Below are 25,501 nucleotides of genomic sequence, written 5' to 3' on the forward strand. Positions count from 1 at the left end.
CGGCGTCCGCGTCCGGTCAGGTGTAGAAGGAGTCGAGCACCTCCGCGTTCCGCTCCTCGACGACCTTGCGCTTGATCTTGAGGCTGGGCGTCAGCTCGCCCGTCTCCACCGCGAAGTCGGCCCCCAGGATCGCGAACTTCTTGACCGTGGCGTAGCTGGCCTCGCCCGCGTTGACCTGGTCGATCGCCTTCTGCACCTCCTCGCGCATGCGCGGGTGCTCGCGCAGCTTCTCGGGGTCGTCCGGCAGCGACTCGGCCCGTGCCCACGGCCCGGCCACGTCCATGTCGAGCGTGATCAGCGCCGTGACGTAGTTGCGCCGGTCGCCGTGGACGAACACGTGCGACGCGTACGGGCAGGCCGCCTTGATCCGGCCCTCCAGGTACGTCGGCGCGACGTACTTGCCGCCCGAGGTCTTGATCAGCTCCTTCTTGCGGTCGGTGATGCGCAGCCGCCCGGCCTCGTCCACCTCGCCGATGTCGCCCGTGTGCAGCCAGCCGTCCTGCAACGCGGCGGCCGTCTCCTCGGGCAGCCCGTGGTAGCCGCGCATGATGCCGCGCCCGCCGATCAGGATCTCCCCGTCGTCGGCGATGCGTAGCTCGGTGCCGGGGAACGGCGGGCCGACCGTGCCGAACTTCACCGATTCCGGCCGGTTGAGGAAGCTGCCCGCCGACGACTCCGTCAGGCCGTACCCCTCGTAAATGGTCAGGCCCGCCGCGTCGAAGAACTCCGCGATGTCCTGCGACAGCGGGGCGGCGCCGGAGATGAACAGGCGGATCCGGCCGCCGAAGCGCTCGCGCAGCTTGGCGAAGACCAGGCGGTCGGCCAGGGCGTACTCGGCGCGCATGGTGATCGGCAGCTCGGCGCCGCGCTGACGGGCCCGGCTCACCCGCAGGCCGGTCGCGCGGGCCCAGTTGAAGATGCGCAGCTTGAGTCCGCCCTCGCGGTGCATGTTCGCCACGACCGTGTTGTGGATCTTCTCGAAGATGCGCGGCGCGGCGGCCATGAGCGTCGGCCGTACCACGCCGAGATTCTCGGCGATCTTGTCGAGGCGGCCGTCGATCACGGTGGGCACGCCGAGGTCGATCATCACGACCTCCAGCAGCTTGCCGAACGAGTGGGACAGCGGCAGCCACAGAAAGTGCAGGTCGTCGGGGGAGATCAGGTCGAGCTCGCGCACCGCCTGGCCGGTGTAGAGCCAGTTGTCGTGGGTCAGCTCGACGCCCTTGGGCCGACCCGTGGTGCCCGAGGTGTAGATCAGCGTGGCCAGGTCGTCCTGGGCGATGGCGTCCACCATCGCGTCGTAGTCACGCCCGCTCGCGGCCGCGTCACGGCTCACCGAGTCGAGGGTGATCACCCAGCCGTCCTCGCCGGGCGAGCCGTCGATGACGATCACGTGGGTGACGTCGGGGAGCTCCTTGCGCACCGAGGCGAGCTTGGCGACCTGGTCGTCGTTCTCGGCGATGACGATGGTGCTGCCGGAGTCGGTGATGACGAACGCGGACTCGGCGGCGGTGTTGGACGGGTAGATCGTGGTCGTGGCCGCTCCGGTCGCCAGCACCGCGAGGTCGCAGAGGATCCATTCGAGGCGGGTGGAGCACAGGATCGACACGCGGGTGCCGGGGCCCGCGCCCAGCTCCGCCAGGCCGAGGGCCAGCCCGCGTACGCGTTCGTCCACCTCCCGCCATGACAACGAGGTCCACCCGTCGCCCGCGGGCACACGGTACGCCTCGGCGTCGGGGGTCGCCGCGATCCGGTCGCGGAGCAGGGAGGGAATGCTCGACATGCCTGACCTCCAGGGGGTGTTGGCCCCGACTCTAGGACCACGGCGGCGTTCCAGTCGATGGGTCGCGCCCGCGAAGGGGCTTGTTGCCAGGTGATCGGCAGGTCGCGTACGCTGGTGACGTCGTATCGCCGAGCCGTGGGGGCAACTGACGTGAGGATCTGAGGTCGCGGGCACCGCGCCGTTCCGCCCTTCCGTGGGCCTGCGCGCGTTCACACCTGGACCTCTCACGGATCTTCGCGGGTCTTCTCGGGCTTGCCGTCGGCTGGTGCCGGCTTCCTGGTGTCGCGTGCGTCTGCGGTGTTTCCCGCCAAGTCACGAAATTTCGACTTTTGTGATGGGAACCGCCTTATGTCTATTTCCATTGTCGTCGATCACGTCTCCATCGCGTGGCCGGACGGCACCACCGTGCTCGACGGGCTCGACGCCGCCTTCCCGGCGGGACGTACCGGGCTGATCGGGCTCAACGGGTCGGGCAAGTCCACCCTGCTCAGGGTGATCGCCAGGGAGCTGACCCCGGCCTCCGGGTCGGTGTCGGTCCGGGGCGTCGTGGGCTACCTGCCGCAGAACCTGCCGCTCGCCGCCGGCCGTACGGTGTCGGACCTGCTGGAGATCGGCCGTGTCCGGGCGGCCCTGCACGCCATCGAGGCCGGCGACGTGGCGGAGGAGAACTTCGCCGCCGTCGGCGACGACTGGGACGTCGAGGAGCGCGCCAGGGCCGAGCTGGACCGGCTCGGCCTGCGCCACGTCGGGCTGGACCGCACGGTCGGCACGCTGTCCGGCGGCGAGACCGTCATGGTCGCGCTGGCCGCGCGGCTGCTGAAGCGGCCCGACGTGCTGCTGCTCGACGAGCCCACCAACAACCTCGACCTGGACGCGCGGCGGCGGCTCTACGACGCCGTCTCCGCCTGGCAGGGGGTGCTGCTCGTGGTCAGCCACGACCGGGCGCTGCTTGAGCTGGTGGATCAGATCGCCGAGCTGCGCGAGGGCTCCGTGCGCATGTACGGGGGCAATCTCACCTCCTACGAGGAGCAGGCCGAGGCCGAGCAGCAGGCCGCGGAGCGCTCCGTGCGCACCGCCGAGGGCGAGATCCGCCGCCGGCGGCGCGAACTCGTCGACAGCGCGATCAGGATCGACAGGGGGCAGCGGTACGGCAGGAAGGCGTTCGAGAACAAGAAGGTGCCGAAGATGGTGGCCGGCGCGCTCAAGCGCAAGGCCCAGGTGAGCGCGGGCAAGCAGCGCGCGCTGCACGCGGAGCGGCTGGAGGAGGCGAACGAGCGGCTGAGCGAGGCCGAGCAGGCCGTGCGCGACGACGCGGAGATCCGCATCGAGCTCCCGGGCACGGAGGTGCCCGCGGGCCGCACGGTCCTGACCCTGCCGCTGGAACCCCGTTCCGCGCCCGCCGAAAGCCCAGATGACGGCCCGGATGACGGCCCGGATGACGGCTCAGGTGCCGGCCCAGCCGTTGGCAGGGTGGCCGTGCTGGAGACGCTGGTCGTGCGCGGGCCCGAGCGGATCGCGCTGCTCGGCCCCAACGGCTCGGGCAAGACCACGCTGCTCAAGCGGATCGTCGCGCACGGCGCGCACGTGCCGCTCCGCTATCTGCCGCAGCGGCTCGACCTGCTGGACGACCGGCTGAGCGTGGTGGACAACGTGCGCGCGATGGCCCCGTCCGCCTCCGTGAACGAGGTACGCGCCCGCCTGGCGCGCTTCCTGTTCCGGGGCGATCGGGCCGGCCAGGCAGTGGGCACGCTGTCGGGAGGCGAGCGCTTCCGTGCCACGCTGGCCGCCCTGCTGTCGGCCGAGCCGCCGCCGCAGCTCCTCCTGCTCGACGAGCCGACCAACAACCTCGACCTGGCCAGCGTCAGGCAGCTCGCGCAGGCGCTGTCGGCCTACCGGGGCGCGCTCATCGTGGCCAGCCACGACCTTCCGTTCCTGGAGGAGCTGGGGATCACCCGCCGGCTGCGGCAGGATCGGGACGAGGGACTGGCGGAATCGTAATTGACGGTTGGGGATCAACCGGACGATAGTGTGGCAGGTGGCTACACCCCGTTTGATCTCCTGTGTTCTCGCGCTGGCGACCCTCACGACCCTCGGCGCGTGCTCCACGGGCTCGGCGTCGCCGACCGGTGGCGAGCCGAGGGTCACGGGTGTCGCGGGCGGCCAGGGCGCAGCCCCCGCGGGCACCGCGGCCGGTGCGCAGAGCCCGGCGGCGCTGACGCCCGAGGCGTACAAGAGTGAGCTTGAGAACCGGCACAAGGCGATGTCCGGCGCGATCACCTCGCTGGCAGGGGCGCGCGGCGTGAAGGCGCTGGACAAGCGCGTGGGGCGGGCCGAGGAGGCGCTGAGCGGCGCCGCCGACGCGCTGTCCGCGCTCGCGCCGCCCGAGACCGTGCGCGCCCAGCACGAGGCGTACGTGAGCAGCCTGCGCGACTTCGCCACCGCGCTCGGCGCCACCGCCGGCAAGGTCGGCGCCCGCGACCTGTGCACGTCCTCGGCCGTATTGACCGACGTGGACGACAAGCTGGCCGCGCTCGACGAGGCGGGCCGGGCGCTCCAGGAGGCCGGCGACTACCCGGCCGACATCGTCGGCGTCAAGGCCACGGGCAAGAAGAGCAGGCGGCTGAGCAACGGCTCGTTCCTGCGCAAGGGCACGCTGAACGGCCGCGGCTCACTGGAGATCGACAACGGCGGCAGCCGCGACGCGGTGGTCACCGCCATGCGCGGCGGCAGCAAGGCGTTCAGCGTCTATGTGCGCAGGAAGGCGAAGTTCAAGGTCAGAGGCGTCCGTGACGGCAGCTACAAGATCTACTTCACGCACGGCTCCGACTGGGAGGGCAAGACCAAGGCCTTCACCCGTGACTGCAGCTTCGAGCGGTTCGAGAAGACGGTGAAGTTCAAGACCACGTTCACCGCCACGCAGATCCGCTGGCACGACTGGCGGATCACGCTGCACGCCATCTCGGGCGGCAACGCCCGCACCGCGCCCGTGGACCCGGACGACTTCCCCGGCGACTGAGCGGCCGAGCGGCCGGGGAGGCCGCGCACCCCGCGTGCGCGGCCGCTCCGATCAGAGGCGGACGATCAGGTGGAGAACAGCATGCCTACCCAGCTGCGCTGACCCCGGTGGTGACCGTGGTGGCCGCCTCCGTGGTGCGGGGCGCCCCACGCGGGGCCGGGGGCGTGTCCGGGGGCGGGCGGGGGAGCAGCGTGGTACTGCGACTCCATCCGGGTCAGCGTCTCGAGCTCGCCGTAGTCGAGGAAGATCCCCCGGCAGTTGTCGCACTGCTCGATGTGGACGCCGTTGCGCTCATAGGTCCGCATGCTTCCGCGGCACTTAGGGCACTGCATCTAAGTCGCACTCCTTGGCTTCGAGGTCTCAGGGTGAAACCTACCGTGCGCAACCCCGTCACGCTCGGACGATTCTGTTGCACGATTCGACCAACGAATGTTCGACCTCGTCGAGTTCCCGGCGCTCGTGCCAGGCGTTGACCACGGCCACGGCGGCCAGTTGCACGGTCAGCGCCCTGGCGGGCACGTCGAGCCGCTGCCAGGGATCGTCGCCCTGGCCGAGCGCGGGCCCGCCGGAGGCGAGATAGGCGCCGAGGAACCGCTCCCACACGGCGGGGGCGAGCAGCCCCGCCGCGTACCAGGCGGCCGGCCTGGCCAGGTCCCATGCCGGGTCGCCGACGCCCAGGTCGTCGACGTCGATGAGCAACCAGCGGTCGCGGTGGACGAGCTGGCCCAGGTGCCAGTCTCCGTGGGTGAGCAGGGCCGGCATCGGCCGCGGCTCGGGCAGCTCCTTGAACGCCCGCCTGACGAGCTGCTCGACCGGCCCGTCGCCGGGCATCCTGGCCACCGCGCGGGCGGCCCTGGCGGGCCCTCCGGCGGCCGGCAGGCCGGGCATCAGCGTGAGGGGGACGGCGTGCAGCCTGGCCAGCAGCCGGGCGCCCTCCTCCCACGGCGCGTCGGCCGGGTCGTCGTCCTGCGCCACGGGCCGGCCCGCCGGCCACACCGTGACCGCGCGCCCGCCCGCCGACAGCACCTCGGGCTCCAGCGGGGCCAGCATCACGCTGCTCACCGCGGCCGAGGCCGCCGCCTTCAGCCTCGGCCGTAAGTCCCCGGCGTCGTCACGCGCCGAGTGGGCCTTGACCACGACCTCTCCTCTGCGCAGCACCACGACGTCGGTGCGCGTCGGATGTAACACGGGCTCGCCCGCGCCGCCGTACGCCGCGGCGATGCCCGCGAGCTCCTCCTCCAGACCCACCCGTACAGAGTAAGGGCGCGATGGCACGACCCGGGCCCGGCGCCGGGGCCGAGGTTCCCGGCCAGGAGGGACGGGACGATGACCGCCGGGTGCGGGGAGCGAAGCGGCGTCGTTCACACTGGGACCATGAGAGTCGGTTTCGCCGTACCGCAGTCAGGGGCGTGGGCCACGCCGGGAAACATGCGCAGGGTCGCCGTCCGGGCCGAGGAGCTGGGCTACGCCGAGCTCTGGACGTTCCAGCGGCTCCTCTACCCCGTCGGCCATCCCATGGGCCCCACCTACCGCGCCGTGCACGACCCGCTGATCACGCTGGCCCACCTGTCGGCCGTGACCGGCAGGATCGGGCTCGGCGTCGCCGTGCTCAACGCGTACGCGCAGCCGGTGGCGCTGGCCAAGCAGCTGGCCACGCTGCAGACGCTGTCGGGCGGCCGGGTCACCGCCGGGCTGGGCCTGGGCTGGCTGCCCGAGGAGTTCGCGGCGGCCGGCGTGGACATGGCGGGGCGCGGGCGCAGGGGCGAGGAGTTCGTCGAGGTGCTGCGCAAGGCGTGGCGTGACGAGGTGGTCGAGCACGAGGGCGAGTTCTTCCGGGTGCCGCCCGCCCACATCGATCCCAAGCCCGAGCCAGGGCCGCCTCAGATCCTGCTCGGCGGCACCGCCGACGTCGCGCTGCGCCGCGCGGCCCGGCTGGCGGACGGTTGGGTCAGCTCCAGCAGGGAGGACCTGTTGGCCATCGCCGGGCGGATCGCGCTGATCAAGGAGGAGCTGGCCGGAGCCGGGCGCGACCCGGAGGCGTTCAGGTTCGTGGTACGCGGGGTCACGCGGGTGCGGGCGGCCGACGAGGACCGTCCGCTGAGCGGCACGTACGACAAGATCCGGCGCGACGTGGCCGAGCTGGCCGCCCAGGGCGTCACCGACGTCTTCCACGACCTGAACTTCGACCGAGAGATCCCCGAGGCCGACCCCAAGGAGGCGCTGCGCCGGGCCGAGGAGGCGCTCGAAGCGCTGGCCCCCTGAGGCGGGACGGTGGCCGGCCACACGCTGCATGGCGGCCGCCGATCGCGGCTACCAGCCGCCGTACGGCACCGTGATGATCTCCAGGTTGTGGCCGTCGGGTGCGGACCAGTAGAGGCCGCGCCCGCCGTCGTTGGTGTTGATCTGCCCAGGACGCTGGTGGTAGGGGTCGGCCCAGAAGGTCAGGCCCCGCTCCTTGATCCGGCCCCAGATCTCGTCGAACTCCGGCTCGCTCACCAGGAACGCGTAGTGCTGCGGCGGCACGTCGCCGTCGGTCTGGGAGACGTCGAGCGAGACGCCGTTGCCGAGCGAGACGACCCGGAACGGCCCGTAGACCGGCGCGGGCTCCAGCCCCAGGATCTCGACGAGGAAGTCGGCGGTCGCGTCTCTGTCGGTGGCCGGCACGATCGTGTGGTTCAGATGCACGGGCATGCCCGCAGATTACGCCGGACGGGCCTCGGAGGCGGGGAGGCGGCCCGCCAGGCGCGCGGCGTGCGCCGCCACCGCCCCGCGCAGCTCCCTGATGCCGTCGCGGCCGCGCACCGGGTGGACGGCGTTGGTCAGCAGCACCACGGTCAGGCGGCGGGCGGGGTCGACGACGAGCGAGGTGCCGGTGAAGCCCGAGTGCCCGTACGCGTCCGCCAGCGGCCCCGCCACGCCGGGATCGCCGATGCGCACGCCGAGCCCGTGTCGGAACGGCGCCCCCTCCACCCCCTGGTCGCGCGTCATCTCGGCCACGCTCGAAGGGCGCAGCACGCCCCCGCCGCCGAGCCGCAGCGCCTCGCCGAAGGCCAGCAGGTCGGCGGCGGGCGCGAACACGCCGGCGTGCCCGGCCACGCCGCCCAGCGCGTACGCGGTCTCGTCGTGCACCTCGCCCCTGACGCAGCCGGGCCCAGGACGTTCGGCCTTGAACTCGGTGGCGGCGATCCGGTCCAGCAGCGCGGGCGGAGGCCGGTAGCCAGTGGCCGACAGCCCGAGCACGTTCGTGACGCGGTCGCGGACCAGCACGTCCAGGGGCGCGCCGCCGGCCAGCTCGGCCAGCCGGCCGGCCATGACCATGCCGACGTCGCTGTAGAGGTACGGCCCGCCCGCCGGATGGACGACCGGCGTGCGCAGCATGGCGGCCATCCTGGCCCCGGCGAGACGCTGCGCCGTCGCGGGGGTGAGCGGGCCGGGCAGCTCGTCACCGATGCGGCGGCCCGCGGGCAGGCCCGCCGTGTGGGTGAGCAGGCGCCGCGGCGTGATGCTCCGATCGGCCGCCTCGATCAGTCCGGTCACCGGCTCGTCCAGGTCCAGCAGGCCCTCCTCGGCCAGCGAGAGCAGCACGACCGTGGTGAACAGTTTGCTGACCGAGGCCAGGTCGAAGATCGAGTCGCGGCGCGCGGGGGGCCGGTCCGCGGCCAGGCCGCCCTCGGCGCCGGCGTACCGGACGAGCTCCCCGGCGGCGGCCGAGGCCACCACGGATCCGTCGACGGCGATCAGCGCGACCGCGGCCGGGCAGACACGCGGCACCGCGTCCGCCAGGATCGCCTCAAGACGATCGGACATCCCCACCCCGACATTCACCCCGGACATTCCCCCGACGTTCGCCCCGGACATCCACCCCGACATTCGCCCAGGACATTCACCCCGAGCGGAACGCTCCCGCGCCTCAGCCGCTCAGGGCGTCGCTGAGGCGCTCCCCGTGCGACTCCAGCAGCGCGCGGGCCGCCTCGGCGTCGAGGCCGTGCTGGATCATCAGGACCGCGATCTTCGCCTGGCCGCCCGCCGCCTCCAGCGCCGCGCGCGCGGTCTCCTGGTCGGCCCCGGTGATGTCCCTGACCATGCGCAGCGCCCGTCCCGCGAGCTTGCTGTTCATGGCCGACATCTCGATCATCTGGTTCCCGTACGTGCGGCCCAGCTTCACCATGGAGATCGTCGAGATCATGTTCAGCACGAGCTTCTGGGCCGTGCCGGCCTTCAGCCGGGTCGAGCCGGTCACCACCTCGGGCCCCACGACGACCTCGACGGCGTGCTCGGCGGCGGCCGACAACGGCGCGCCCGCGTTGCACGACAGGCCGACGGTCAGCGCGCCCCTGGCGGTGGCCTCGGCCAGCGCGCCCAGCACGAAAGGAGCCCGCCCGCTGGCGGACACGCCCACCACCGAGTCGAGCGGTCCCACCTCCAGGTCCTTCAACGCGGCCGCGCCCGCCTCAGGGTCGTCCTCGGCCCCCTCGACGGAGCGGGTCAGCGCGTCGGGCCCGCCGGCGATGACGCCCTGGACCAGCGAGGGGTCCGTGCCGAAGGTGGGCGGGCACTCACTGGCGTCGAGCACGGCCAGCCGGCCGGATGTGCCGGCGCCCACGTAGAGCAGCCGGCCGCCCTCGGCCATCCTGGCGGCGATCGCGTCGATCGCGGCCGAGATCGCGGGGACGGCCGTGGCGACCGCGGCGGGCACGGCGGCGTCGGCCTGGTTCATCAGCCGGGCGATCTGCTCCGTCGGCAGCCGGTCGATCTGGCTGTAGCGGGGATCGCTCTGCTCGGTGGACAGCTCGGGTAGCGGATCAATCATGTCGCTAATTTCCACCCTCTACTTCTCTCTTGTAAATATCTTTCAGACAATGGGTTCATGCAACATGTGAGAACCGGAGCAGAACGGCTGGCCGCGGATCCCTCCCTCGCCGGAGGCTCCCGCCTCGGCCTGATCACCAACCCGACCGGTGTCCTGCCCGACCTGACCGCCACCCCCGACGCCCTGCTGAACGCGGGGCTGAAGCTGACCGCCCTGTTCGGTCCCGAGCACGGCATGCGCGGCACCGCCCAGGCGGCGGGCAGCGAGGGCGACACGGTCGACGGCAGGACCGGGCTGCCGGTGTACGACACCCACAAGCTCTCCGGCGAGGCCCTCGACCGCGTGGTGGCCGCCTCCGGCGTGGACACCCTGGTCTTCGACATCGCCGACGTGGGCGCCCGTTTCTACACCTACGTGTGGACCATGTACGACCTGATGGAGTCGGCCGACAGGCTCGGGCTGCGGTTCGTGGTGCTCGACCGGCCCAATCCGCTGGGCGGCGAGGTGGAGGAGGGGCCGAAGCTCGACCCGGCGTTCGCCAGCTTCGTCGGCCGCTTCCCGCTGCCGCTGCGGCACGGCAGGACGGCGGGCGAGCTGGCCGGGCTGTTCGGGTTCGACCTGGACCTGACCGTGGTGACCATGGAGGGCTGGCGGCGGGACATGGCCCACCACGACACCGGGCTGCCCTGGGTGATGCCGTCGGTCAACATGCCCACCCCGGACACCGCGCTCGTCTACCCGGGCACCGGGCTGTTCGAGGGCACCAACTTCTCCGAGGGGCGCGGCACGACCAGACCGTTCGAGCTGGTCGGGGCTCCGTACGCCGACGACAGGTTCGCGCCGGCGCTGGCCGCGCTCGGTCTGCCGGGGGTGCGGTTCAGGGAGACGTGGTTCACCCCGACCTTCCACAAGCACGCCGGCACCCCCGTCCGCGGGGTGCAGCTCCACGTGCACGACCGGCGCGCCTTCAGGCCGGTGCTGACCGGCCTGTCCATGCTGCACGTGGCCCGTACGCTCTATCCTGACGACCTGCGCTGGTGGGGCCCCGACCTGTTCCTCGACCACCTGTGGGGCTCCGACACCCTCACCAGGACCCTGGAGGCCGGTGAAGATCCCCGCGAGCTGTGCCCGCCGCCGGGCCGCCCTGAGGGACATCTGCTCTATACGTGACATCACGCCAGATCGCGCCGGTAGAGCCAGAAGACGCGTTCCGCTCGCGCGCCGACGGCGCGCGAGTAGAACCGCAACGGCCCCACCCACCCGATCTGGGCGCTGTCCTGCCCGGCGGCCCGCTGGTCTGCCAGGCACCTGCGCAGCAGCACCCGGCCGAGACCCAGCCCGCGCGCGTCCTCGGCGGTGCCCATGGGCCCGAACCAGGCCGGCCGAGACCCCCACGCGGCGAAGCCGAGGATCCGGCCGTCGCGCTCGGCGTAGTGCAGCCCGGCCGCGTTGACCGCCTCCCAGGCCCACCGCTCGTTCCAGTGCTCCGCGACGAACGCGGCGACGCGCTCGCGGTCGTCCCCGGCCGCGTGCACCGTGACCCCCGACTCTTCGAGCCGGGCCAGCTCGTCCGCCACGGACAGGTCGGCGGTCGCCAGGTCCGCGGTCATGTTCCAGGCCACGTGGTAACGCTCGTAGCCGAGCCGCTCGGCCAGGCAGGCGGCGGCAGTGTAGCGTACGTCGATCCCGGGCCAGGCGTAACACGGCGGGTTCCCGGCGAAACGGGCCTGCCGCGCGCCCTGGCCGCGCAGCCACTCCTCGGCCGCGCGCACGAGCGCCGTGCCGTGTCCCCGGCCCTGCGCGGAAGGGTGCACGGCGAGCAGGTCGATGTGCCCCGCCTGCGGATCCTTCTCCGACATCGAGGCCAGCACCACGCCGCCGCCGGTGGCCAGCGCCGTCCAGCGCCGCCCGGCCGGAGGCCGCCACAGCGCCTCCGTCAGGGCGGCGGCCTCACCGGCGTCGAGCGTCAGCGCCGCTTCGGCGGCGCGCGCCGCCTCGGCGGGCTCGGCAGCCCGTACGGCGTGCGCCATCACACCTCGCTCATCGGCCGGGCGATCACGTCACGGCGCTCGGGGTAGAAGCACGCGTGCTCCTGCGGCGCCCCGTCGGTGATGCGCAGCAGCGGCCGTTCGTCCGCGCACCGCTCGCCCCTGAACGGGCAGCGGCGGGCGAACAGGCAGCCCGCGTCGGACTGGCTCTCGTCCAGCGACTCCAGCGGTACCACGGGCTGCTCACCGGGCTGCTCCAGGCCGTGCAGCACGGGGATGGCCGACAGCAGCGACTGCGTGTACGGGTGCACGGGATCGGCGATGATCGTGTCCACCGCGCCGCGTTCGACGACCTGCCCCCGGTAGATGACGTACAGCTCGCCGTCGGCGCCGATGTAGCGGGCGGTGGCCACGTCGTGCGTGATGAACAGCACGCTGACCCCGAGCCGCTCGCGCAGGTCTTTCAGCAGCGCCAGGATGCCCAGCCGGAGCGAGACGTCGATCATCGACACGGCCTCGTCGGCGACCAGCATCTCGGGGTCCACGGTCAGCGCGCGGGCGATGACCACGCGCTGGCGCATGCCGCCGGAGAGCTGGTGCGGATAGCGCGACAGCACCGTGCCCGGGTCCAGCCCGACCAGCGACAGCACCTCGGCCGCCCGCTCCTCGATCCATGCCCGCGAGCGCCCGGTCTGCCCGGCCCGCAGGCTCAGCGGGGCGTGCAGGGTCTGGTGGACGGTCCTGGTCGGGTTCAGGGCCGAGTACGGGTCCTGGTGGATCAGCTGGATCTTGCGGAAGTGCGGCTGGCGCTGCTTGTGCTTGAGCCCCGACATGGGGACGCCGCCGATCTCGATCTCACCCTCGTCGTACGTCTCCAGCCCCGCGATGATCCGCCCCAGCGTGGTCTTCCCGCACCCGGACTCGCCGATGAACGAGGCCGCGCCGCCCTTGGGGATGGCGAAGTCCACGCCCCGCAGCGCTCGCACCTCGCGCGCGCCGAGCATCTTGCCCCGCTGCTTGAAGGTCTTGACGACCCCGGTCCCGGTGATCATGCGTGCTCCTTCACCGTCACGGCGTGGCAGGCGACCGTCCTCGGCCCGCGCTCGCCCTGGTCGACCTGAGGCTCGGGGTCCACGCTGTCGCACACGTCCATGCGCAGCGCGCAGCGCTCCCTGAACACGCAGCCCTGCTTCGGCACGGTCACCAGCGTCGGCGGGCGTCCCGGCAATGCCTGCGCCTCGTCGATGTCGCCGACGAGTCGCGGGATGGCCCTGATCAGGCCGCGCGTGTACGGGTGCTGCGGCGCGCCGAGCACCTCCCTGGTGGGGCCCTGCTCGACCAGGCGGCCGCCGTACATGACGGCCAGCCGGTCGGCCACCTCGGCCACCACGCCGATGTCGTGCGTGATGACCAGCGTGGTCAGGCCGCGCTCGGCGTGCACCTCACGGACGATCTTCAGAATGTTCGCCTGCGTGATCATGTCCAGGGCGGTCGTCGGCTCGTCCAGCACCACCAGGTGCGCGTTGAGCACCAGCGCCAGCATGATGCCGACCCGCTGCCGCATGCCGCCGGACAGCTCGTGCTGGTGCGAGTCGAGCACCCGGGCGCCGTCCAGGCCCATCCGGCCGAGCAGCTCCTGGGCCTCGCGCACCAGCCCGCGCAGGTCCTCCACGCCGTGCGAGCGGCCCAGGTCGAGCAGCTGCTTGCCGACCGTCTTGAGCGGGTTGAGCGAGTTCTGTGCTGCCTGGAAGACGTAGCCGATGTGCCGGCCCCTGGCCTTGCGCAGCTCCTCGCCGGCCAGGCCGACCACGTCGCCGAGCCCGTCGATCTCGACGCTGCCCGCCGCGATCCTGCCGGGCGGCTGGACGGCGTTGAGCAGCGACAGGGCCAGCGTGGACTTGCCCGAGCCGGACTCGCCGACGATGCCGGTGATCGTGCCGGGCTCCAGCGTGAGGCTGATGTCCCTGACGGCGGGCAGCTCGCCCGCCGGGGTCTTGTAGACGACCGTCAGGCCGCCGATGCGCACTCCCGGCGCTTGTGTACCCACCGTTACTCCTCGCGCAGCCGGGGATTGAAGATCTCGTCCATGGCGTCGACCACGAGCACGATGCCGAGCGTGAGCAGCAGGATCGCCAGCAGCGGCGCCAGCAGGTAGCCGAGCGCGTTCGGTGTGATCATGGCGCCGGCCTGGAACACGGCCAGGTTGAGCATGACGCCCCAGTTGTCCGACTCGTACGGCAGCACGCCCAGGAAGAACAGGCCCACCTGGGAGTACACGGCGCCGGTCACCGAGATGAGCATGTTCATCGCGATGTACGGCGCCATGCTCGGCAGCAGCTCCTTGCCGATGATGTGCGTCGTGGACAGGCCCAGCCCGCGCGCCGCCTCGATGAAGCCGCGCTCACGCAGCGACAGCGTCTGGGAGCGCACCGCCCTGGCCACGCCGCCCCAGCCGAGCAGGCCCAGCACCAGGCCCATCTGCAGCGGGCTGCCGAACTGCCACACGGTGGCCAGCACCAGCAGCAGCGGCAGGCCGGGGATCGTCAGCTTCATGTCGGTGAACCGCATCAGCACGGTGTCCCAGCGGCCCCGCTTGAAGCCGGAGAACAGGCCGATCGAGGTGCCCACGACGACGGTGATGAGCGCCGTCACCGCGGCGGTGAGCAGCACGTAGCGCGAGCCGGTGATGACCAGCGCGAGCACGTCCCTGCCCTGCGGGTCGGTGCCGAACCAGTGCTCCCAGCTGGGCGCCTGCGTGATCGCGTTGGTGTCGGACGGCAGGTGCTCGGGCAGCACCATCGGCCCGACGACCCCCATGACGATGAAGCCCGCGATGATGACGACCCCGACCAGGCGGCTGGGCTTGCGCTTCATCACCCGCCAGACGCCGCGCCAGAAGTTGCGGCGCATCTCCGAGGCGGCCGAGCCGGTCTCCGGAATCAGCGTGGCACTCACGACGCCTCCTCTCCGCTGCGCACGCGCGGGTCGATGACCGTGTAGAACAGGTCGGCCACGATGTTGGCCAGGATGGTCCCGACGGTGATCAGCAGGAACGCCCCGCCCATCAGGGCGTAGTCGCGGTCGGTGACGCTGCTGATGAGCAACCAGCCGAGCCCCGGATAGTTGAAGATCTTCTCGATGAAGACCGCGCCGCCGAGCAGCAGGCCCAGCGACAGGGCGAGCATCGTGAACAGCGGCAGGATCGCGTTGCGCGCGATGTAGCGGAAGACGATCGAGCGCTTCACCCCGCGCAGCTCGGCGGCCAGGATGAAGTCGTCACCGAGCACGGTCACCACGCTCGACTTCATCGCCAGCACCCATCCGCCGTAGGCCGACAGCGCGTACGTGAGCACCGGCAGCACCGCGTGCTCGACCAGCGAGCCGATGTACGGGCCGTTGAAGCCGGGCTCGTACAGGATGTCCACCGATCCGTCGGCGGGCAGGATCGGGATGAGCGTCGCGAAGATCACCACCAGCAGCATCGCCAGCACGTACTGCGGGATGCCGTGCAGCAGCGAGCCGGAGATCGACAGGGCGTCGCCGAGCTTGCCGGTGCGCTTGATGGCGGCGTACACGCCGAAGATGATCCCGACCAGGAAGCTCAGCAGCGTGCCCACCAGCACCGGGACGATCGTCCACTTGGCCGCGTCGGTCAGCACGTCGAGCACGGGAGTCCCCGGCCTGGTCACCGAGACGCCGAGGTCGAGGTGGAGCAGGCCGGTGATGTAGTCGGAGTACTGCTGCCAGAGGGTGCCGGTGGGCTGGAAGCCGTACAGCACCTTCACGGCCTGCCTGGCCGCCTCCGGCGCCATCCCCTGCTCGATCAGCTTCTCGTAGCGGGCGGCCATGGGGTCGCCGGGGATGTTGTTGACGATGAAGAAACTGATCGTCGCGACGACCAGGATCATGACGAACCCGCGGGCCAGGTGGCCCGCGAGTCGCCGCGCGATGAGCGTCATAGGCTACTGCTTCGCCTTGATCAGACCTTGCTGGATCCACACGCCGGAGGGCAGGACGCCGGTGCCCATACGCAGGACCTCGTCGTCGTGGGGCCAGCCGGTGAAACGGTTGTTGTTGACGAACTGGGTGTTGATGTAGTCCCAGAGCTGGATGACGGGCAGGTCCTGGTTGGCCGCCTTGGCCAGCTTGGCCATGATCGGCTTGGCGGCCTGCTCGTCGGCCGAGTTCAGCTGGCCGGTCAGCTCACCGGGGTTGATCTTCTCGCCGTCGACCTCGATCTCCTCGGGGCCGCCCATCCAGTTGCCGTTCTTGCCCGCCGCTGCGTGCGTGACCTTGCCGGCGACGTTGGTCCAGCCGTTGGAGGCGCCGTAGAGGCGCTGGAAGATGTCGTACGGCGCGGGGCCGAGCGCCATCAGCCAGAAGCCGGCGTCGTACTTGCCGGCGGCCAGTTCCTCCAGGTAAAGCGGGTAGTCGGCGGTCGTCACGACCTCGGCGTCCACGCCGGCCTTGATGAGCTGGCTCTTGATGTTCTCCTGGGCCGAGAGCCAGTCGGAGAACCCGGACGGCGCGTGCATGGACACCTTCCACGGCTTGCCGTCGGCGAGCGTCCACTTGCCGTCCTTCTTGACCAGGCCGGCCTCCTTGAACTCGGTCTCGGCCTTGGCCACGTCCGGCTTGTACTGCTCAAGCTGCGGGACGGTCTCGGGGATCCACGCCTGCGCGGCCTTCTGGTGGATGCCGCTCGTCGTCGCGGCGGGCGTGCCGCCCTCGGGCGAGGCGACCTTGGTGACCTGGTCACGGTCGATCAGGTAGGCCAGGCCCCTGCGCACGTGCACGTTGTCGTACGGCTTCTTCGTCTGGTTGAAGGCCATGCCGACGGCGACGGGGGAGTAGCCCTTGATGACCTCGTTGCCCGAGGCCGCCTTGATCCGGTTCATCACGTCCGTCGGGGCGGCGGTGAAGCCGGCGTGGTCGAGCTTGCTCTGGGTCAGGTAGTTCCAGATCTGCTCGTTGCCGGTGTAGTTGAGGAACTTCACCTGCGCCGGGGCGACGTTCGCGGCGTTGTAGAAGTACTTGTTCCTGACCAGCAGCGCCTCGGAGGGGTTGACCCGCTCCAGCACGAACGGGCCGGCGGAGACGTCCTTCGGCGGGGCGAAGGCGATGACCTTCTCGCCCAGGGCGGTGACCTCCTCGCGGGCCTTCTCGGCGTCGGCGCCCTCACCGCGGGCGGCCTTCAGCTTGTCCCAGAAGTCCGCGGGGAGCACGCTGCTCCACACGTGCGAGGGCAGGACGGTGGTGTCGAGCACGCCGCGGGCGAACTTGGGGCTCGGGTTGGCCATGTCCTGGGTGATCTTCACGGTCTGCGGGTCGACGACCTCGACCTCGGCCGCCGCGCCGGCGGCGCCGGGCGTGACCGAGAAGGCCGTGCTGCCCTGCGTGTAGGCGATGCCGATGGACATCTTGACGTCCTCGGCGGTGACCGGCTTGCCGTCCGACCACTTCGCGTTCGGCTGCAGCTTGAGGGTGATGGCCGAATTGTCCGGCGCGATCTCCCAGCTGGCCGCCAGACCTGGCAAAGCCTTGTTCGGGTCGGTCAGGTGGTTGACGACCCAGCCCAGCTTCATGGAGCTGTAGCCGGGGAAGGAATTGCCCTTCGGGTTGTACGGGTTGGCCGGGGCCGACGCCTCAAGCCCTGGCCGGTTCACGTCGATCGTGGTGAAGAGTCCGCCTCCACCGCCGCCCGAGCCGCCGGACTTGTTGGTCGTACCGCCGCTGCACGCCGCTGTCGCGGTGGCAAGGCCCAGCAACGCCACTACCGCTGCCAGTCGCTTCATTTGCCGCTCCGGGGGATGTCTCTAGGGATTGACCGGACATTACGATCGCGTCGAACCAGCGTCAATAATCTCCAGTGGTTGTGAGGCTAATGTAACTTTCCTTCATGAGTGTACGAAGTGGTGCTAAGCGCCATCAAGCATTCGGTCAGGTCTTTACCAGGACGGCCGCGCCGTTGACCTGGTCCGCGGCCAGATCGGCCAGCGCCCGCCCGGCCTCCTCGAACGGATAGGCCGTCGTCGTCACTCGTGGCGGATGCGCCAGCGCGAGCTCCAGATACGCCCGCCCGTCGGCCCTGGTGTTGGCCGTCACGCTGCGCAGCGTCCGCTCCTGGAACAGGTGCCGCTCGTAGTTGAGCACCGGCACGTCGGTGAGATGGATGCCCGCCACGGCCAGAGTGCCGCCCCGGTCGAGCGCTTCGAGCGCCGATGGTACCAGGGTACCCACGGGCGCGAACAGAATGGCCGCGTCGAGCGGCTCGGGCGGCCGGTCCCCTGCCGAGGCGGCGCCCAGGTCGAGGGCCAGCCGCCGGGAACCCTCCGACCTGCTCACCGCGTGCACGGTGGCGCCCTGCGCGATGGCCGCCTGCGCGGTCAGATGGGCCGAGGCCCCGAACCCGTAGATGCCCAGCCGCCCGCCGGCGGGCAGGTCGCAGCGCGCCAGCGCCCGGTAGCCGATGATCCCGGCACACAGCAGCGGGGCCAGCCACTCGGCGGGACGGTCGTCGGGCAGGGGATAGACGTAGTCGGCGGGCGCCACGAGATAGTCGGCGTAGCCGCCGTCGGCGTCCCACCCGGTGTAGGTGGAGTCGGGGCAGAGGTTCTCCATGCCCCGCAGGCAGTAGCGGCACCGGCCGCACGTCGAGCGCAGCCAGGCCACGCCCACCCGCGCGCCGATCGCCCCGGCCCCGCCCACGACGCGGCCCACCACCTGGTGCCCGGGGGTGGTCCTGGGCCGTCGCGGAGCCAGGTCGCCCTCGGCCAGGTGCAGGTCCGTACGGCACACGCCGCACGCCTCCACCTCCACCAGGACCTCACCGGGCCCCGGCTCGGGCACCTCCCGCTCGATCAGCGCCAGCGGCCCCGACGCCATCGGCCCCGGCCGCTCCACCACCCAGGCACGCATGTCAGGACAGCCTGGAGAAGGCCAGCGACGCGTACAGGGCGGCCCCGTCGGGCAGCACCGCGTCGTCGAACTGCGCCTCGGGCGAATGGTTGTACGGCGCCGTCGCCGGGTCCCTGCCGGGCGGGCAGGCCCCCAGGAACACGAACGCGCCCGGCACGTTCTCCAGCACGTACGAGAAGTCCTCCGACCCCATCACCGGCTGCGGCGAGACGAAGTAGCGGCCGGGACCGAACAGCTCGTCGGCCGTCGCGCCCACGAACGCGGCCTCGTCCTGGTCGTTCACCGTCACCGGGTAGCCCATCCCGAGCGCCGTCTCCACCTCCAGCCCGTGCGCCGCCGCCACGCCCCGCACGACCTCCTCCAGCCGCCGCTTGACCAGTGCCCGGTTCTCCTTGCTGAACGTGCGCACCGTGGCCTCGAACCTGGCCTCGTCGGGGATCACGTTGTCGGCCGACCCGCCGTGGAAGCTGCCCACCGTCACCACGACCGGGTCGAACACGTTGAACGTCCTGGTCACCATCGTCTGCATCGCGGTGACCATCTCGCAGCCCGCCTGGATCGGGTCCAGCGCCATGTGCGGGGTCGAACCGTGCCCGCCGCGCCCCTTCACCGTCACGGCGAACACGTCCGCCGCCGCCATGATCGGCCCCGGCCGCGACGCGAACAGCCCCGGCGGCAACATCGACGACACCACGTGCATGCCGTACGCCGCCACCGGCCGCGCCCCCGCCGCGTCCAGCACGCCCTCGCCGATCATCTGCTTGGCGCCGTCGTGACCCTCCTCGCCCGGCTGGAACATGAAGATCACGTCACCGGCCAGCTCGTCGCGCCGCGCGCTCAGCAGGTGCGCCGCCCCCGCCAGCATCGCGGTGTGCAGGTCGTGCCCGCAGGCGTGCATCTGACCGGGCAATTGGGAGACGTAGGGCAGGTCGTTCTTCTCGGTCACGGGCAGGGCGTCCATGTCGCCCCGCAGCAGTACCGCGGGCCCCGGCCGGCCGCCTCTCAGCACGGCGGTGACAGAGCTGAGCGCCTTCCCCGTGCTGATCTCCAAGGGCAGCCCCTCCAGCGCCGCCAGCACCTTCTCCTGCGTACGCGGCAGGTGCAGGCCGAGCTCGGGGGTGGTGTGCAAGGAGTGCCTGAGCCGGACGAGCTCGTCCCGCATGTCCTGGGCGGATTCGATGAACGACATGAAGAACATTGTTCACGTGCCGGGCGGGAAGTCGATAAGGCGCGCTCGGTACCATGGGCCGCGTGACTGAGCGTAAGCGGATCGACTCCTGGTTGTCCGACATGGACGGCGTGCTCGTCCACGAGGGACGTCCTGTCCCGGGCGCGGACGAATTCATCAAACGACTCAGCGAGTCCGGCCGGAAGTTCCGGGTCCTGACCAACAACTCGATCTACACGCAGCGCGATCTGTCGGTCCGCCTGGCCGGCGCCGGCCTCGACGTGCCCGCCGAGTCCATCTGGACCTCCGCGCTGGCCACCGCCCAGTTCCTCGACGACCAGCGGGCGGGCGGCTCGGCGTACGTCATCGGCGAGGCCGGGCTGACCACGGCGCTGCACGAGGTCGGCTACATCCTGACCGACCTCGACCCCGACTACGTGGTGCTCGGCGAGACCCGCACCTACAGCTTCACCCAGATCACCCGCGCCATCCGCCTCATCGAGGGCGGCGCCCGCTTCATCGCCACCAACCCCGACCCCGTCGGCCCCTCCACCGAGGGCTCGCTGCCCGCCTGCGGCGCGGTCGCCGCGCTCATCACCAAGGCCACCGGCGTCGAGCCCTACTTCGTCGGCAAGCCCAACCCGCGCATGATGCGCAGCGCGCTCAACGAGATCGAGGCCCACAGCGAGACCACGGCCATGATCGGCGACCGCATGGACACCGACATCGTCTCCGGCATGGAGGCGGGCCTGTTCACCATCCTCGTCCTCACCGGGGTCACCCAGCGGCACGAGATCGACCGCTTCCCCTACCGCCCCTCCTTGGTCGTCGACTCCGTGGCCGATCTCATCGACCTGATCTGACCCCGCTGTCCGACCCCGCCGGGGGAAAATCCTCTACCTCGCTGAGATGGCGGGCGGACAGATCCTCACCCGCCGTTGTCCTCCGGGTGGCAGGGGTGCTCACAGGCTGCGACGATGTCCTGACAGCATCGGAGACGGCCGGCAAAGGGCGGGGTGACGTGGACGTACGGGCTGAGCTGCTCGACTTGAAACTTCGCGTCGAGGATCTCGAGACCACCATGGAGCACGGTGGCGATCTCGAACGGCAGGTGATTCTCCTGCACGAGATCGCCGAACGGTCCATGAAGCTGCAGGCGGGGCTCGCGACGATGCAGAGCCAGATCGACCAGGCCGTGGTGGAGTTCACCGAGGAGTTCGCCGCGATGGGCATCGAGGTCGAGAGCGTGCGGAGGGCGATGACGGAGCGCCCGGACCTCATCGAGGAACTGCGGGCCCAGCTCTCCATCGAGATCGACAAGTTCAGGAAGCAGTGGCGGCGCGAGTTCGACTTCCTGCGCTCCGAGGCGATGGACATGAACATCAAGCTCGACCGGCTGCTGAAACGCACGCCCTGGGACGCGTGACGGCCACGGGGGCGGTCCAGGGCGGTCCCGGCTAGAGCGACAGCGCCGGTTCCATGACGTCCGACGGGCACAGCCGCCGGATCACGGCGCGTACCTGGTCGCGCAGGTCGGGAGCGATCAGCTGGCCGTCGTCGCCGAAGAGCGGCCAGGCGGGTGAGATCACCAGCTCGGCCCCGCTCACGACGGCGCCCGCCCCCAGCAGGTGCTTGTAGAGCTCCGCCTGCGCCCACATGGCCCCGCAGGCGCGCGCGCTCGCGCTCATCACCGCCACGTGCTTGCCCGACAGCCCGTCCCTGGCCGACATCCAGTCCAGCGTGTACGTCAGCTCCAGCGGCAGCAGGCTGTGCTCGGGAGCGGTCAGCAGCACCCCGTCACCGTCCGCGACCAGGGTGAGCAGCTCGCGTGCCGCGGCCGGCACCGGCCCGCTCCGGTACGGCGGGATCTCCTCCAGCCCGCGCCACACGTCGAACCCGACACTGTCCGGCAGTTCGCCGCCCGCTGCGTCCAACAATCTGGTGATGAATGACCCCGTGTGGAGACTGGCGGCGATCCCGATGATTTTCACCCACTGCTCCCAAGGGGTTCCGGTGTTACCGAGAACCTGCCCGATGCCTCGGATGTCCAAGACCACGGCCGGGTCAAGAGGCGCACAGTCTTTGCCGTACGTGGGGACACGCTGGTAGATCCGCCTACCGGGCGCCCTCGGGATCGCCTGCCGGGGCTCCCGGAGAAGCGCCTACCGGGCGACGCTGCGTTCGTCGGAGGCGCGGGGGCGGCGGAAGACGAGCGCCAGCACCCGCAGCCCCAGGATCGCCGAGATCACCAGCAGGTTGTAGCCGATGAGGTGGAGCAGGCTCGTCGTGCCCACCAGCGGGGTCCCGCCCTCGGTGCCGAGGAGGATGACCGCCATCAGCCCGGCCGTGGCGCCCAGCACCGTGAGCAGCACCTGGTGCAGCAGCCCCGTCACGAAGCGGCGGTCGCGCTCGTCGGCCAGCAGTCGCACGTTGACGGTGAAGCGGCCGTGCTCGGCGGCACTGGCGATCCGCTCGACCCGGCGCGGCAGGCGGCGCAGCATCGGCACCAGCGCGGTCAGCTCCTGGGTGAGCGACTCCTTGATCGTCTCGGGGGTGATCTGCTCGCTGAGATGGCGGCCGGCGAACGCGCGGGCCTCGCCGATCAGGTTGAAGCCGGGCGACAGGCGCACCAGCGTGCCCTCCAGCGTGGCCAGCGCGCGGAAGACGGCGGCCACCTCGGGCGGGATCGACAGGCCGTATTCCGAGACGATCGTGAACAGGTCGGTGAACATCCGCGCGCTGTCCATGCCGGGGCTCAGGTGCCTGGCCATGAACTGGCCGAGGGCTCGTTCGAGCGCGGGCTCGTCGATCTCCTCCGGTCTCGGCACCACCTCCAGCAGCGCGTCCGTGACGCCCAGCGGGTCCTGGCGGTTCATGGCGAGCAGGAAGCGCTGGAGCGCCGAGCGTACGGAGGCGTCGAGCCGGCCGACCGAGCCGAAGTCGAGCAGGCCCAGCGTGCCGTCGTCGAGCAGCATGAGGTTGCCCGGGTGCGGGTCGGCGTGGAAGACGCCTTCGACGAGGATCTGCCGCAACAGGCAGTCGAGCAGGTCGCGGGCCAGGCGCGGCCCTTCTTCCTGGTTCGCCGTGGTGATCGGCCGGCCCGACAGGCGCTCCATGACCAGCACCCGCTCCGAGCACATGGAACCGACCGGCGCGGGGTAGGCGACGGCCGTCCCGCCGCCTCTGGAGCCGCTCAGGAGACCGCCTGAGCCGGCTGGGCTCTCAGCGTGGCCGGGGGAGGTCCCGGCGTGGCCGGCGGCGCTCTCGGTGGTCTCGGCGGCGCGTGGGGTGCCGCGGGAGGCGGAGACGGCGGCCATGTTCGCGGCCTCGATCCGGAAGTCCAGCTCCTCCCTGATCGCCGTGGCGAACCCCTCGGCCAGGTCGCGCAGGCCGAGCGAGCGCCCCCATCGGGTCCTGCTCTCCAGCGTGGCGGCCAGCCGCCGGACGATCTCCAGGTCCTTGCCGACGACCGCCTCGATGCCGGGCCGCTGCACCTTGACCACGATGTCCGCGCCGGAGCGCAGCCGGGCCGCGTGCACCTGCCCGATCGAGGCGGCGGCCAGCGGCGTCCGGTCGAACGCGGCGAACACCTCGTCCACCGGCCCGCCCAGCTCCGCGCGCAGCACCGGCTCGATCTGCTCCCACGGGGCCGGGGCGACCTGGTCCTGCAGCCGTCCGAGCTCCTCGACGAACTCGGCGGGCAGCAGGTCACGCCGGGTCGACAGCACCTGCCCGAGCTTGACGAACGTCACCCCGCCGTCGTCGAGCGCGGCACGCAGCGACGCGGCCAGGCGCAGCTTGCCCGACCGGTCGTCCAGCCGCTCGCCCCGCCCCCGAAGGTAGGGGCCGAGGCCGTGCCTGACGGCGATCCTGGTGATCTGGGAGTAGCGCCGGCCCCGCGACAGCCGGCCGCGTACGGACCTGGCCAGCTCCAGCGGCCCCGGCAGCGAGCCGGGCGGCACCAGCGCCTCGGCCACCACCAGCACCGTCATCGGGATCAGCACCATGCACATGAGGACCAGCAGGAGCAGCCCCAGGGCGGCCGCGTCGGGCGGCTGCCCGCCGTCCATCGGGCCGATCGTGCTCAGGATCGGCTCCAGCACCGGCTGCGCGAGCACGAACGCGAGCAGCGTGGCCAGGAACGTGCGCAGCGCGCCGAACCTGACATCCAGCAGCCGCTGCGTCGCGACCGCGAGCAGCATGATGGTCAGCAGTGTGGCGATCCCGACGACCACCGCGGTGGGAAAGTGCATGGGCCAGGATCCTCCCACGCCGACACGACTGTCCGGTCGTGTTCCGTGTCAGGGAGAATCGACCGGCTCGTACCGGTATCGCCGGGCGAGGGCGCGCACGCCCGGCGTGTTCGGCTAGCCCCGGGCGGCGGCGCGGGCGCGGCGCTCCTCGCGGCGCTCGACGAACCTGGCGGCGGTGTCCTCGGTCCTGGCCAGGAACGAGGACAGCTCCTCGCGCGCCTTCTCGCCCTCGGCGTCGAGGCCGGTCTTGTCGAACACCGCCCACTGGCGCAGGACCGGCATGAGCACGTCGTCGAGGTGCAGCCGCAGGTCGTAGATGCCCTCGTTGGCGATGATCAGGGCCTTGCGGGCGAACCCGTCCATGCCCTGGCCGGGCATCTGGAAGGTGGTGACCACGTCGGTCACCGCGCGCATCGTCTGGTTGGGGTCGAGCTCGAAGGCCGCCTTGAGCAGGTTGCGGTAGAAGAGCATGTGCAGGTTCTCGTCGGCGGCGATCCTGGCCAGCAGCCGCTCGCAGCCCTCGTCGCCGGAGGCCCGGCCGGTGTTGCGGTGCGCGATGCGGGTGGCGAGCTCCTGGAAGGAGACGTACGCCAGCTGCTGCAGCATCGTGTTGTACTCGGTGACGAACCCGCTCTCCATGTGCGCCATGCGCGCCCGCTCCAGCGCCACGGGGTCGACGGCGCGGGTGACGGTGAGGTAGTCGCGGATGGCGGTGCCGTGGCGGTCCTCCTCGGCCGTCCAGCGGTGCACCCACGTGCCCCAGGCGCCGTCACGGCCGAAGGTCGTGGCGATCTCGTGGTGATAGCTGGGCAGGTTGTCCTCGGTGAGGAGGTTGACGATGAGCGACACGCGGGCCGCTTCCGGGATCTTGGAGTCGGCGTCCTGCCACGCCTCGCCGCCGTAGATGCCGTCGAAGTCGCGGCCCTGGCTCCACGGGACGTACTCGTGCGGGAACCACTCCTTGGCCATCTTCTCGTGCCGGTCGAGCTCTCCCGCGACCACGGGTTCGAGCTCGTGGAGGAGTTCCGTCTGAGTCATCGCCATCTATGATCTTCTCCTTCAGGTTACGGTACCGTAGGTTAGGCTACCCGAAGGACATACCGGTCAAATAGGGTGGATGTATGCGACCTAGTGTCCGTGGTGTCCTGCTCGATCATGACGAGCGGCTGGTCCTGTTCCGGCGGACGGTGCCGGGGCGCCCGCTCTACTGGACCGTGCCCGGCGGGCACGTCGAGCCCGAGGACGGCTCGCTGGAGGACACCCTGCACCGGGAGCTGCTGGAAGAGCTCGGCGCGACGGTGTACGCGGTGACGCCTCTGGTCAGCGTGTCGTACCCGTGGCGGGGAGAGGTCAAGACGCAGCACGTTTTCGGTTGCCGGCTCAAGACGATGGACCCGGAGCTGCGGCACGGGCCGGAGTTCGAGGACCCGGCGTACGGGCTGTACGAGGTGGAGCACGTTCCCCTGGCCCGCTCGGAGCTGCACGCCAGGAATCTGATCCCGCAGGCCGTGGCGGGCTATCTCGCCGCTCTCGTCACCCGCCTGCCCCGCCTCATCCCCTGAAAG

Annotated in this window: 24 protein-coding genes; 7 read left to right on the forward strand and 17 right to left on the reverse strand. The window is 71.2% G+C overall.

Going from position 1 to position 25,501, the window contains the following annotated elements; translation table 11 throughout:
• Nucleotides 1–16: 16 nt before the first annotated feature.
• Nucleotides 17–1,783 carry a long-chain fatty acid--CoA ligase gene (locus tag AB0C27_RS10290; protein WP_357840790.1) on the reverse strand — a complete coding sequence of 589 codons (1,767 nt, stop codon included), beginning with the start codon at nucleotides 1,781–1,783 and terminating at the stop codon, nucleotides 17–19.
• Nucleotides 1,784–2,131: 348 nt separating this feature from the next.
• Between AB0C27_RS10290 and AB0C27_RS10295 the strand changes: the two genes are divergently transcribed.
• Both AB0C27_RS10295 and AB0C27_RS10300 read left to right on the forward strand, forming a co-directional pair.
• On the forward strand, nucleotides 2,132–3,781 hold the full coding sequence (locus tag AB0C27_RS10295) for an ABC-F family ATP-binding cassette domain-containing protein (RefSeq protein WP_357840793.1): 1,650 nt from the start codon (nucleotides 2,132–2,134) through the stop codon (nucleotides 3,779–3,781).
• 37 nt (nucleotides 3,782–3,818) lie between these two features.
• The gene (locus AB0C27_RS10300; protein WP_357840796.1) at nucleotides 3,819–4,799 is read left to right on the forward strand and encodes a hypothetical protein; all 981 of its coding nucleotides are present in this window, start codon (nucleotides 3,819–3,821) and stop codon (nucleotides 4,797–4,799) included.
• Nucleotides 4,800–4,864: 65 nt separating this feature from the next.
• Here AB0C27_RS10300 and AB0C27_RS10305 read toward each other — a convergent pair whose 3' ends face one another.
• Together AB0C27_RS10305 and AB0C27_RS10310 are read right to left on the reverse strand one after the other, a co-directional pair.
• Nucleotides 4,865–5,131, reverse strand: a complete 267-nt coding sequence (locus AB0C27_RS10305; RefSeq protein WP_357840799.1) for a zf-TFIIB domain-containing protein — start codon at nucleotides 5,129–5,131, stop codon at nucleotides 4,865–4,867.
• A gap of 58 nt (nucleotides 5,132–5,189) precedes the next feature.
• Complete coding sequence (locus AB0C27_RS10310) at nucleotides 5,190–6,047, reverse strand: phosphotransferase (protein WP_357840802.1); 858 nt, start codon at nucleotides 6,045–6,047, stop codon at nucleotides 5,190–5,192.
• 126 nt (nucleotides 6,048–6,173) lie between these two features.
• Between AB0C27_RS10310 and AB0C27_RS10315 the strand changes: the two genes are divergently transcribed.
• On the forward strand, nucleotides 6,174–7,061 hold the full coding sequence (locus AB0C27_RS10315; RefSeq protein WP_357840805.1) for a TIGR03619 family F420-dependent LLM class oxidoreductase: 888 nt from the start codon (nucleotides 6,174–6,176) through the stop codon (nucleotides 7,059–7,061).
• Between the two features lie 48 nt (nucleotides 7,062–7,109).
• On the opposite strand, the gene AB0C27_RS10320 is transcribed toward AB0C27_RS10315, so the two are convergent.
• From AB0C27_RS10320 to murQ, 3 genes are all read right to left on the reverse strand, one after another.
• Nucleotides 7,110–7,490, reverse strand: coding sequence for a VOC family protein (locus tag AB0C27_RS10320; protein WP_357840808.1), 381 nt, complete (start codon nucleotides 7,488–7,490; stop codon nucleotides 7,110–7,112).
• A 9-nt stretch (nucleotides 7,491–7,499) separates the two neighbouring features.
• Nucleotides 7,500–8,606, reverse strand: coding sequence for a serine hydrolase domain-containing protein (locus tag AB0C27_RS10325; protein WP_357840811.1), 1,107 nt, complete (start codon nucleotides 8,604–8,606; stop codon nucleotides 7,500–7,502).
• A gap of 103 nt (nucleotides 8,607–8,709) precedes the next feature.
• Nucleotides 8,710–9,609 carry an N-acetylmuramic acid 6-phosphate etherase gene (gene murQ / locus AB0C27_RS10330; RefSeq protein ID WP_357840813.1) on the reverse strand — a complete coding sequence of 300 codons (900 nt, stop codon included), beginning with the start codon at nucleotides 9,607–9,609 and terminating at the stop codon, nucleotides 8,710–8,712.
• 57 nt (nucleotides 9,610–9,666) lie between these two features.
• Between murQ and AB0C27_RS10335 the strand changes: the two genes are divergently transcribed.
• Nucleotides 9,667–10,779, forward strand: a complete 1,113-nt coding sequence (locus AB0C27_RS10335) for a DUF1343 domain-containing protein (protein WP_357840816.1) — start codon at nucleotides 9,667–9,669, stop codon at nucleotides 10,777–10,779.
• A 2-nt stretch (nucleotides 10,780–10,781) separates the two neighbouring features.
• Here AB0C27_RS10335 and AB0C27_RS10340 read toward each other — a convergent pair whose 3' ends face one another.
• The 8 genes from AB0C27_RS10340 to AB0C27_RS10375 all read right to left on the reverse strand — a co-directional run bounded on the left by AB0C27_RS10340 (nucleotide 10,782) and on the right by AB0C27_RS10375 (nucleotide 19,704).
• A complete protein-coding gene (locus AB0C27_RS10340) occupies nucleotides 10,782–11,639 on the reverse strand; it encodes a GNAT family N-acetyltransferase (RefSeq protein ID WP_357840819.1) in 858 nt (285 codons plus the stop codon).
• Nucleotides 11,639–12,649: an ABC transporter ATP-binding protein gene (locus tag AB0C27_RS10345; RefSeq protein WP_357840822.1), complete on the reverse strand. Its 1,011-nt coding sequence runs from the start codon at nucleotides 12,647–12,649 to the stop codon at nucleotides 11,639–11,641. The genes AB0C27_RS10340 and AB0C27_RS10345 overlap by 1 nt, the downstream gene beginning before the upstream one ends.
• Nucleotides 12,646–13,644 carry an ABC transporter ATP-binding protein gene (locus tag AB0C27_RS10350; protein WP_357840825.1) on the reverse strand — a complete coding sequence of 333 codons (999 nt, stop codon included), beginning with the start codon at nucleotides 13,642–13,644 and terminating at the stop codon, nucleotides 12,646–12,648. The genes AB0C27_RS10345 and AB0C27_RS10350 overlap by 4 nt, the downstream gene beginning before the upstream one ends.
• Nucleotides 13,645–13,646: 2 nt before the next feature.
• Entirely contained in the window at nucleotides 13,647–14,552 is a 906-nt protein-coding gene (locus tag AB0C27_RS10355; RefSeq protein WP_357840828.1) for an ABC transporter permease, read from the reverse strand.
• Nucleotides 14,549–15,556, reverse strand: a complete 1,008-nt coding sequence (locus tag AB0C27_RS10360; RefSeq protein ID WP_357840831.1) for an ABC transporter permease — start codon at nucleotides 15,554–15,556, stop codon at nucleotides 14,549–14,551. The genes AB0C27_RS10355 and AB0C27_RS10360 overlap by 4 nt, the downstream gene beginning before the upstream one ends.
• Nucleotides 15,557–15,559: 3 nt before the next feature.
• Nucleotides 15,560–17,392, reverse strand: coding sequence for an ABC transporter substrate-binding protein (locus AB0C27_RS10365; RefSeq protein ID WP_357840834.1), 1,833 nt, complete (start codon nucleotides 17,390–17,392; stop codon nucleotides 15,560–15,562).
• Between the two features lie 145 nt (nucleotides 17,393–17,537).
• Nucleotides 17,538–18,515, reverse strand: coding sequence for a zinc-dependent alcohol dehydrogenase family protein (locus AB0C27_RS10370; RefSeq protein ID WP_357840837.1), 978 nt, complete (start codon nucleotides 18,513–18,515; stop codon nucleotides 17,538–17,540).
• A 1-nt stretch (nucleotide 18,516) separates the two neighbouring features.
• Nucleotides 18,517–19,704: a M20 family metallopeptidase gene (locus AB0C27_RS10375; RefSeq protein ID WP_357840840.1), complete on the reverse strand. Its 1,188-nt coding sequence runs from the start codon at nucleotides 19,702–19,704 to the stop codon at nucleotides 18,517–18,519.
• 53 nt (nucleotides 19,705–19,757) lie between these two features.
• Here AB0C27_RS10375 and AB0C27_RS10380 point away from each other — a divergent pair, with 53 nt between their 5' ends.
• On the forward strand, nucleotides 19,758–20,546 hold the full coding sequence (locus AB0C27_RS10380; protein WP_357840843.1) for an HAD-IIA family hydrolase: 789 nt from the start codon (nucleotides 19,758–19,760) through the stop codon (nucleotides 20,544–20,546).
• Nucleotides 20,547–20,704: 158 nt separating this feature from the next.
• Nucleotides 20,705–21,109 carry a hypothetical protein gene (locus tag AB0C27_RS10385; protein ID WP_357840846.1) on the forward strand — a complete coding sequence of 135 codons (405 nt, stop codon included), beginning with the start codon at nucleotides 20,705–20,707 and terminating at the stop codon, nucleotides 21,107–21,109.
• Between the two features lie 31 nt (nucleotides 21,110–21,140).
• Here the strand turns inward: AB0C27_RS10385 and AB0C27_RS10390 are convergent, their stop codons facing one another.
• The 3 genes from AB0C27_RS10390 to AB0C27_RS10400 all read right to left on the reverse strand — a co-directional run bounded on the left by AB0C27_RS10390 (nucleotide 21,141) and on the right by AB0C27_RS10400 (nucleotide 24,980).
• Nucleotides 21,141–21,740 carry an NAD(P)H-dependent oxidoreductase gene (locus tag AB0C27_RS10390; RefSeq protein WP_357840849.1) on the reverse strand — a complete coding sequence of 200 codons (600 nt, stop codon included), beginning with the start codon at nucleotides 21,738–21,740 and terminating at the stop codon, nucleotides 21,141–21,143.
• 105 nt (nucleotides 21,741–21,845) lie between these two features.
• The gene (locus tag AB0C27_RS10395; protein ID WP_357840851.1) at nucleotides 21,846–23,936 is read right to left on the reverse strand and encodes an AarF/UbiB family protein; all 2,091 of its coding nucleotides are present in this window, start codon (nucleotides 23,934–23,936) and stop codon (nucleotides 21,846–21,848) included.
• A gap of 114 nt (nucleotides 23,937–24,050) precedes the next feature.
• A complete protein-coding gene (locus AB0C27_RS10400; protein ID WP_357840854.1) occupies nucleotides 24,051–24,980 on the reverse strand; it encodes an acyl-ACP desaturase in 930 nt (309 codons plus the stop codon).
• Between the two features lie 77 nt (nucleotides 24,981–25,057).
• On the opposite strand from AB0C27_RS10400, the gene AB0C27_RS10405 reads away from it, so the two are divergent.
• A complete protein-coding gene (locus AB0C27_RS10405; protein ID WP_357840857.1) occupies nucleotides 25,058–25,498 on the forward strand; it encodes an NUDIX hydrolase in 441 nt (146 codons plus the stop codon).
• The last annotated feature ends 3 nt before the right edge of the window (nucleotides 25,499–25,501 follow it).

It is taken from the genome of Nonomuraea sp. NPDC048882, assembly GCF_040649755.1.
Taxonomy (GTDB): Bacteria; Actinomycetota; Actinomycetes; order Streptosporangiales; family Streptosporangiaceae; genus Nonomuraea; species Nonomuraea maheshkhaliensis.

Bases quoted from the DNA above. Each gene is read 5' to 3' on its own strand.
- AB0C27_RS10290 (WP_357840790.1), bottom strand. From the start codon at position 1,783: ATGTCGAGCATTCCCTCCCTGCTCCGCGACCGGATCGCGGCGACCCCC.
- AB0C27_RS10295 (WP_357840793.1), top strand. From the start codon at position 2,132: ATGTCTATTTCCATTGTCGTCGATCACGTCTCCATCGCGTGGCCGGAC.
- AB0C27_RS10305 (WP_357840799.1), bottom strand. From the start codon at position 5,131: ATGCAGTGCCCTAAGTGCCGCGGAAGCATGCGGACCTATGAGCGCAAC.
- AB0C27_RS10315 (WP_357840805.1), top strand. From the start codon at position 6,174: ATGAGAGTCGGTTTCGCCGTACCGCAGTCAGGGGCGTGGGCCACGCCG.
- AB0C27_RS10320 (WP_357840808.1), bottom strand. From the start codon at position 7,490: ATGCCCGTGCATCTGAACCACACGATCGTGCCGGCCACCGACAGAGAC.
- AB0C27_RS10325 (WP_357840811.1), bottom strand. From the start codon at position 8,606: ATGTCCGATCGTCTTGAGGCGATCCTGGCGGACGCGGTGCCGCGTGTC.
- murQ (WP_357840813.1), bottom strand. From the start codon at position 9,609: ATGATTGATCCGCTACCCGAGCTGTCCACCGAGCAGAGCGATCCCCGC.
- AB0C27_RS10335 (WP_357840816.1), top strand. From the start codon at position 9,667: ATGCAACATGTGAGAACCGGAGCAGAACGGCTGGCCGCGGATCCCTCC.
- AB0C27_RS10340 (WP_357840819.1), bottom strand. From the start codon at position 11,639: ATGGCGCACGCCGTACGGGCTGCCGAGCCCGCCGAGGCGGCGCGCGCC.
- AB0C27_RS10345 (WP_357840822.1), bottom strand. From the start codon at position 12,649: ATGATCACCGGGACCGGGGTCGTCAAGACCTTCAAGCAGCGGGGCAAG.
- AB0C27_RS10360 (WP_357840831.1), bottom strand. From the start codon at position 15,556: ATGACGCTCATCGCGCGGCGACTCGCGGGCCACCTGGCCCGCGGGTTC.
- AB0C27_RS10365 (WP_357840834.1), bottom strand. From the start codon at position 17,392: ATGAAGCGACTGGCAGCGGTAGTGGCGTTGCTGGGCCTTGCCACCGCG.
- AB0C27_RS10370 (WP_357840837.1), bottom strand. From the start codon at position 18,515: ATGCGTGCCTGGGTGGTGGAGCGGCCGGGGCCGATGGCGTCGGGGCCG.
- AB0C27_RS10375 (WP_357840840.1), bottom strand. From the start codon at position 19,704: ATGTCGTTCATCGAATCCGCCCAGGACATGCGGGACGAGCTCGTCCGG.
- AB0C27_RS10380 (WP_357840843.1), top strand. From the start codon at position 19,758: ATGGGCCGCGTGACTGAGCGTAAGCGGATCGACTCCTGGTTGTCCGAC.
- AB0C27_RS10395 (WP_357840851.1), bottom strand. From the start codon at position 23,936: ATGCACTTTCCCACCGCGGTGGTCGTCGGGATCGCCACACTGCTGACC.
- AB0C27_RS10400 (WP_357840854.1), bottom strand. From the start codon at position 24,980: ATGGCGATGACTCAGACGGAACTCCTCCACGAGCTCGAACCCGTGGTC.
- AB0C27_RS10405 (WP_357840857.1), top strand. From the start codon at position 25,058: ATGCGACCTAGTGTCCGTGGTGTCCTGCTCGATCATGACGAGCGGCTG.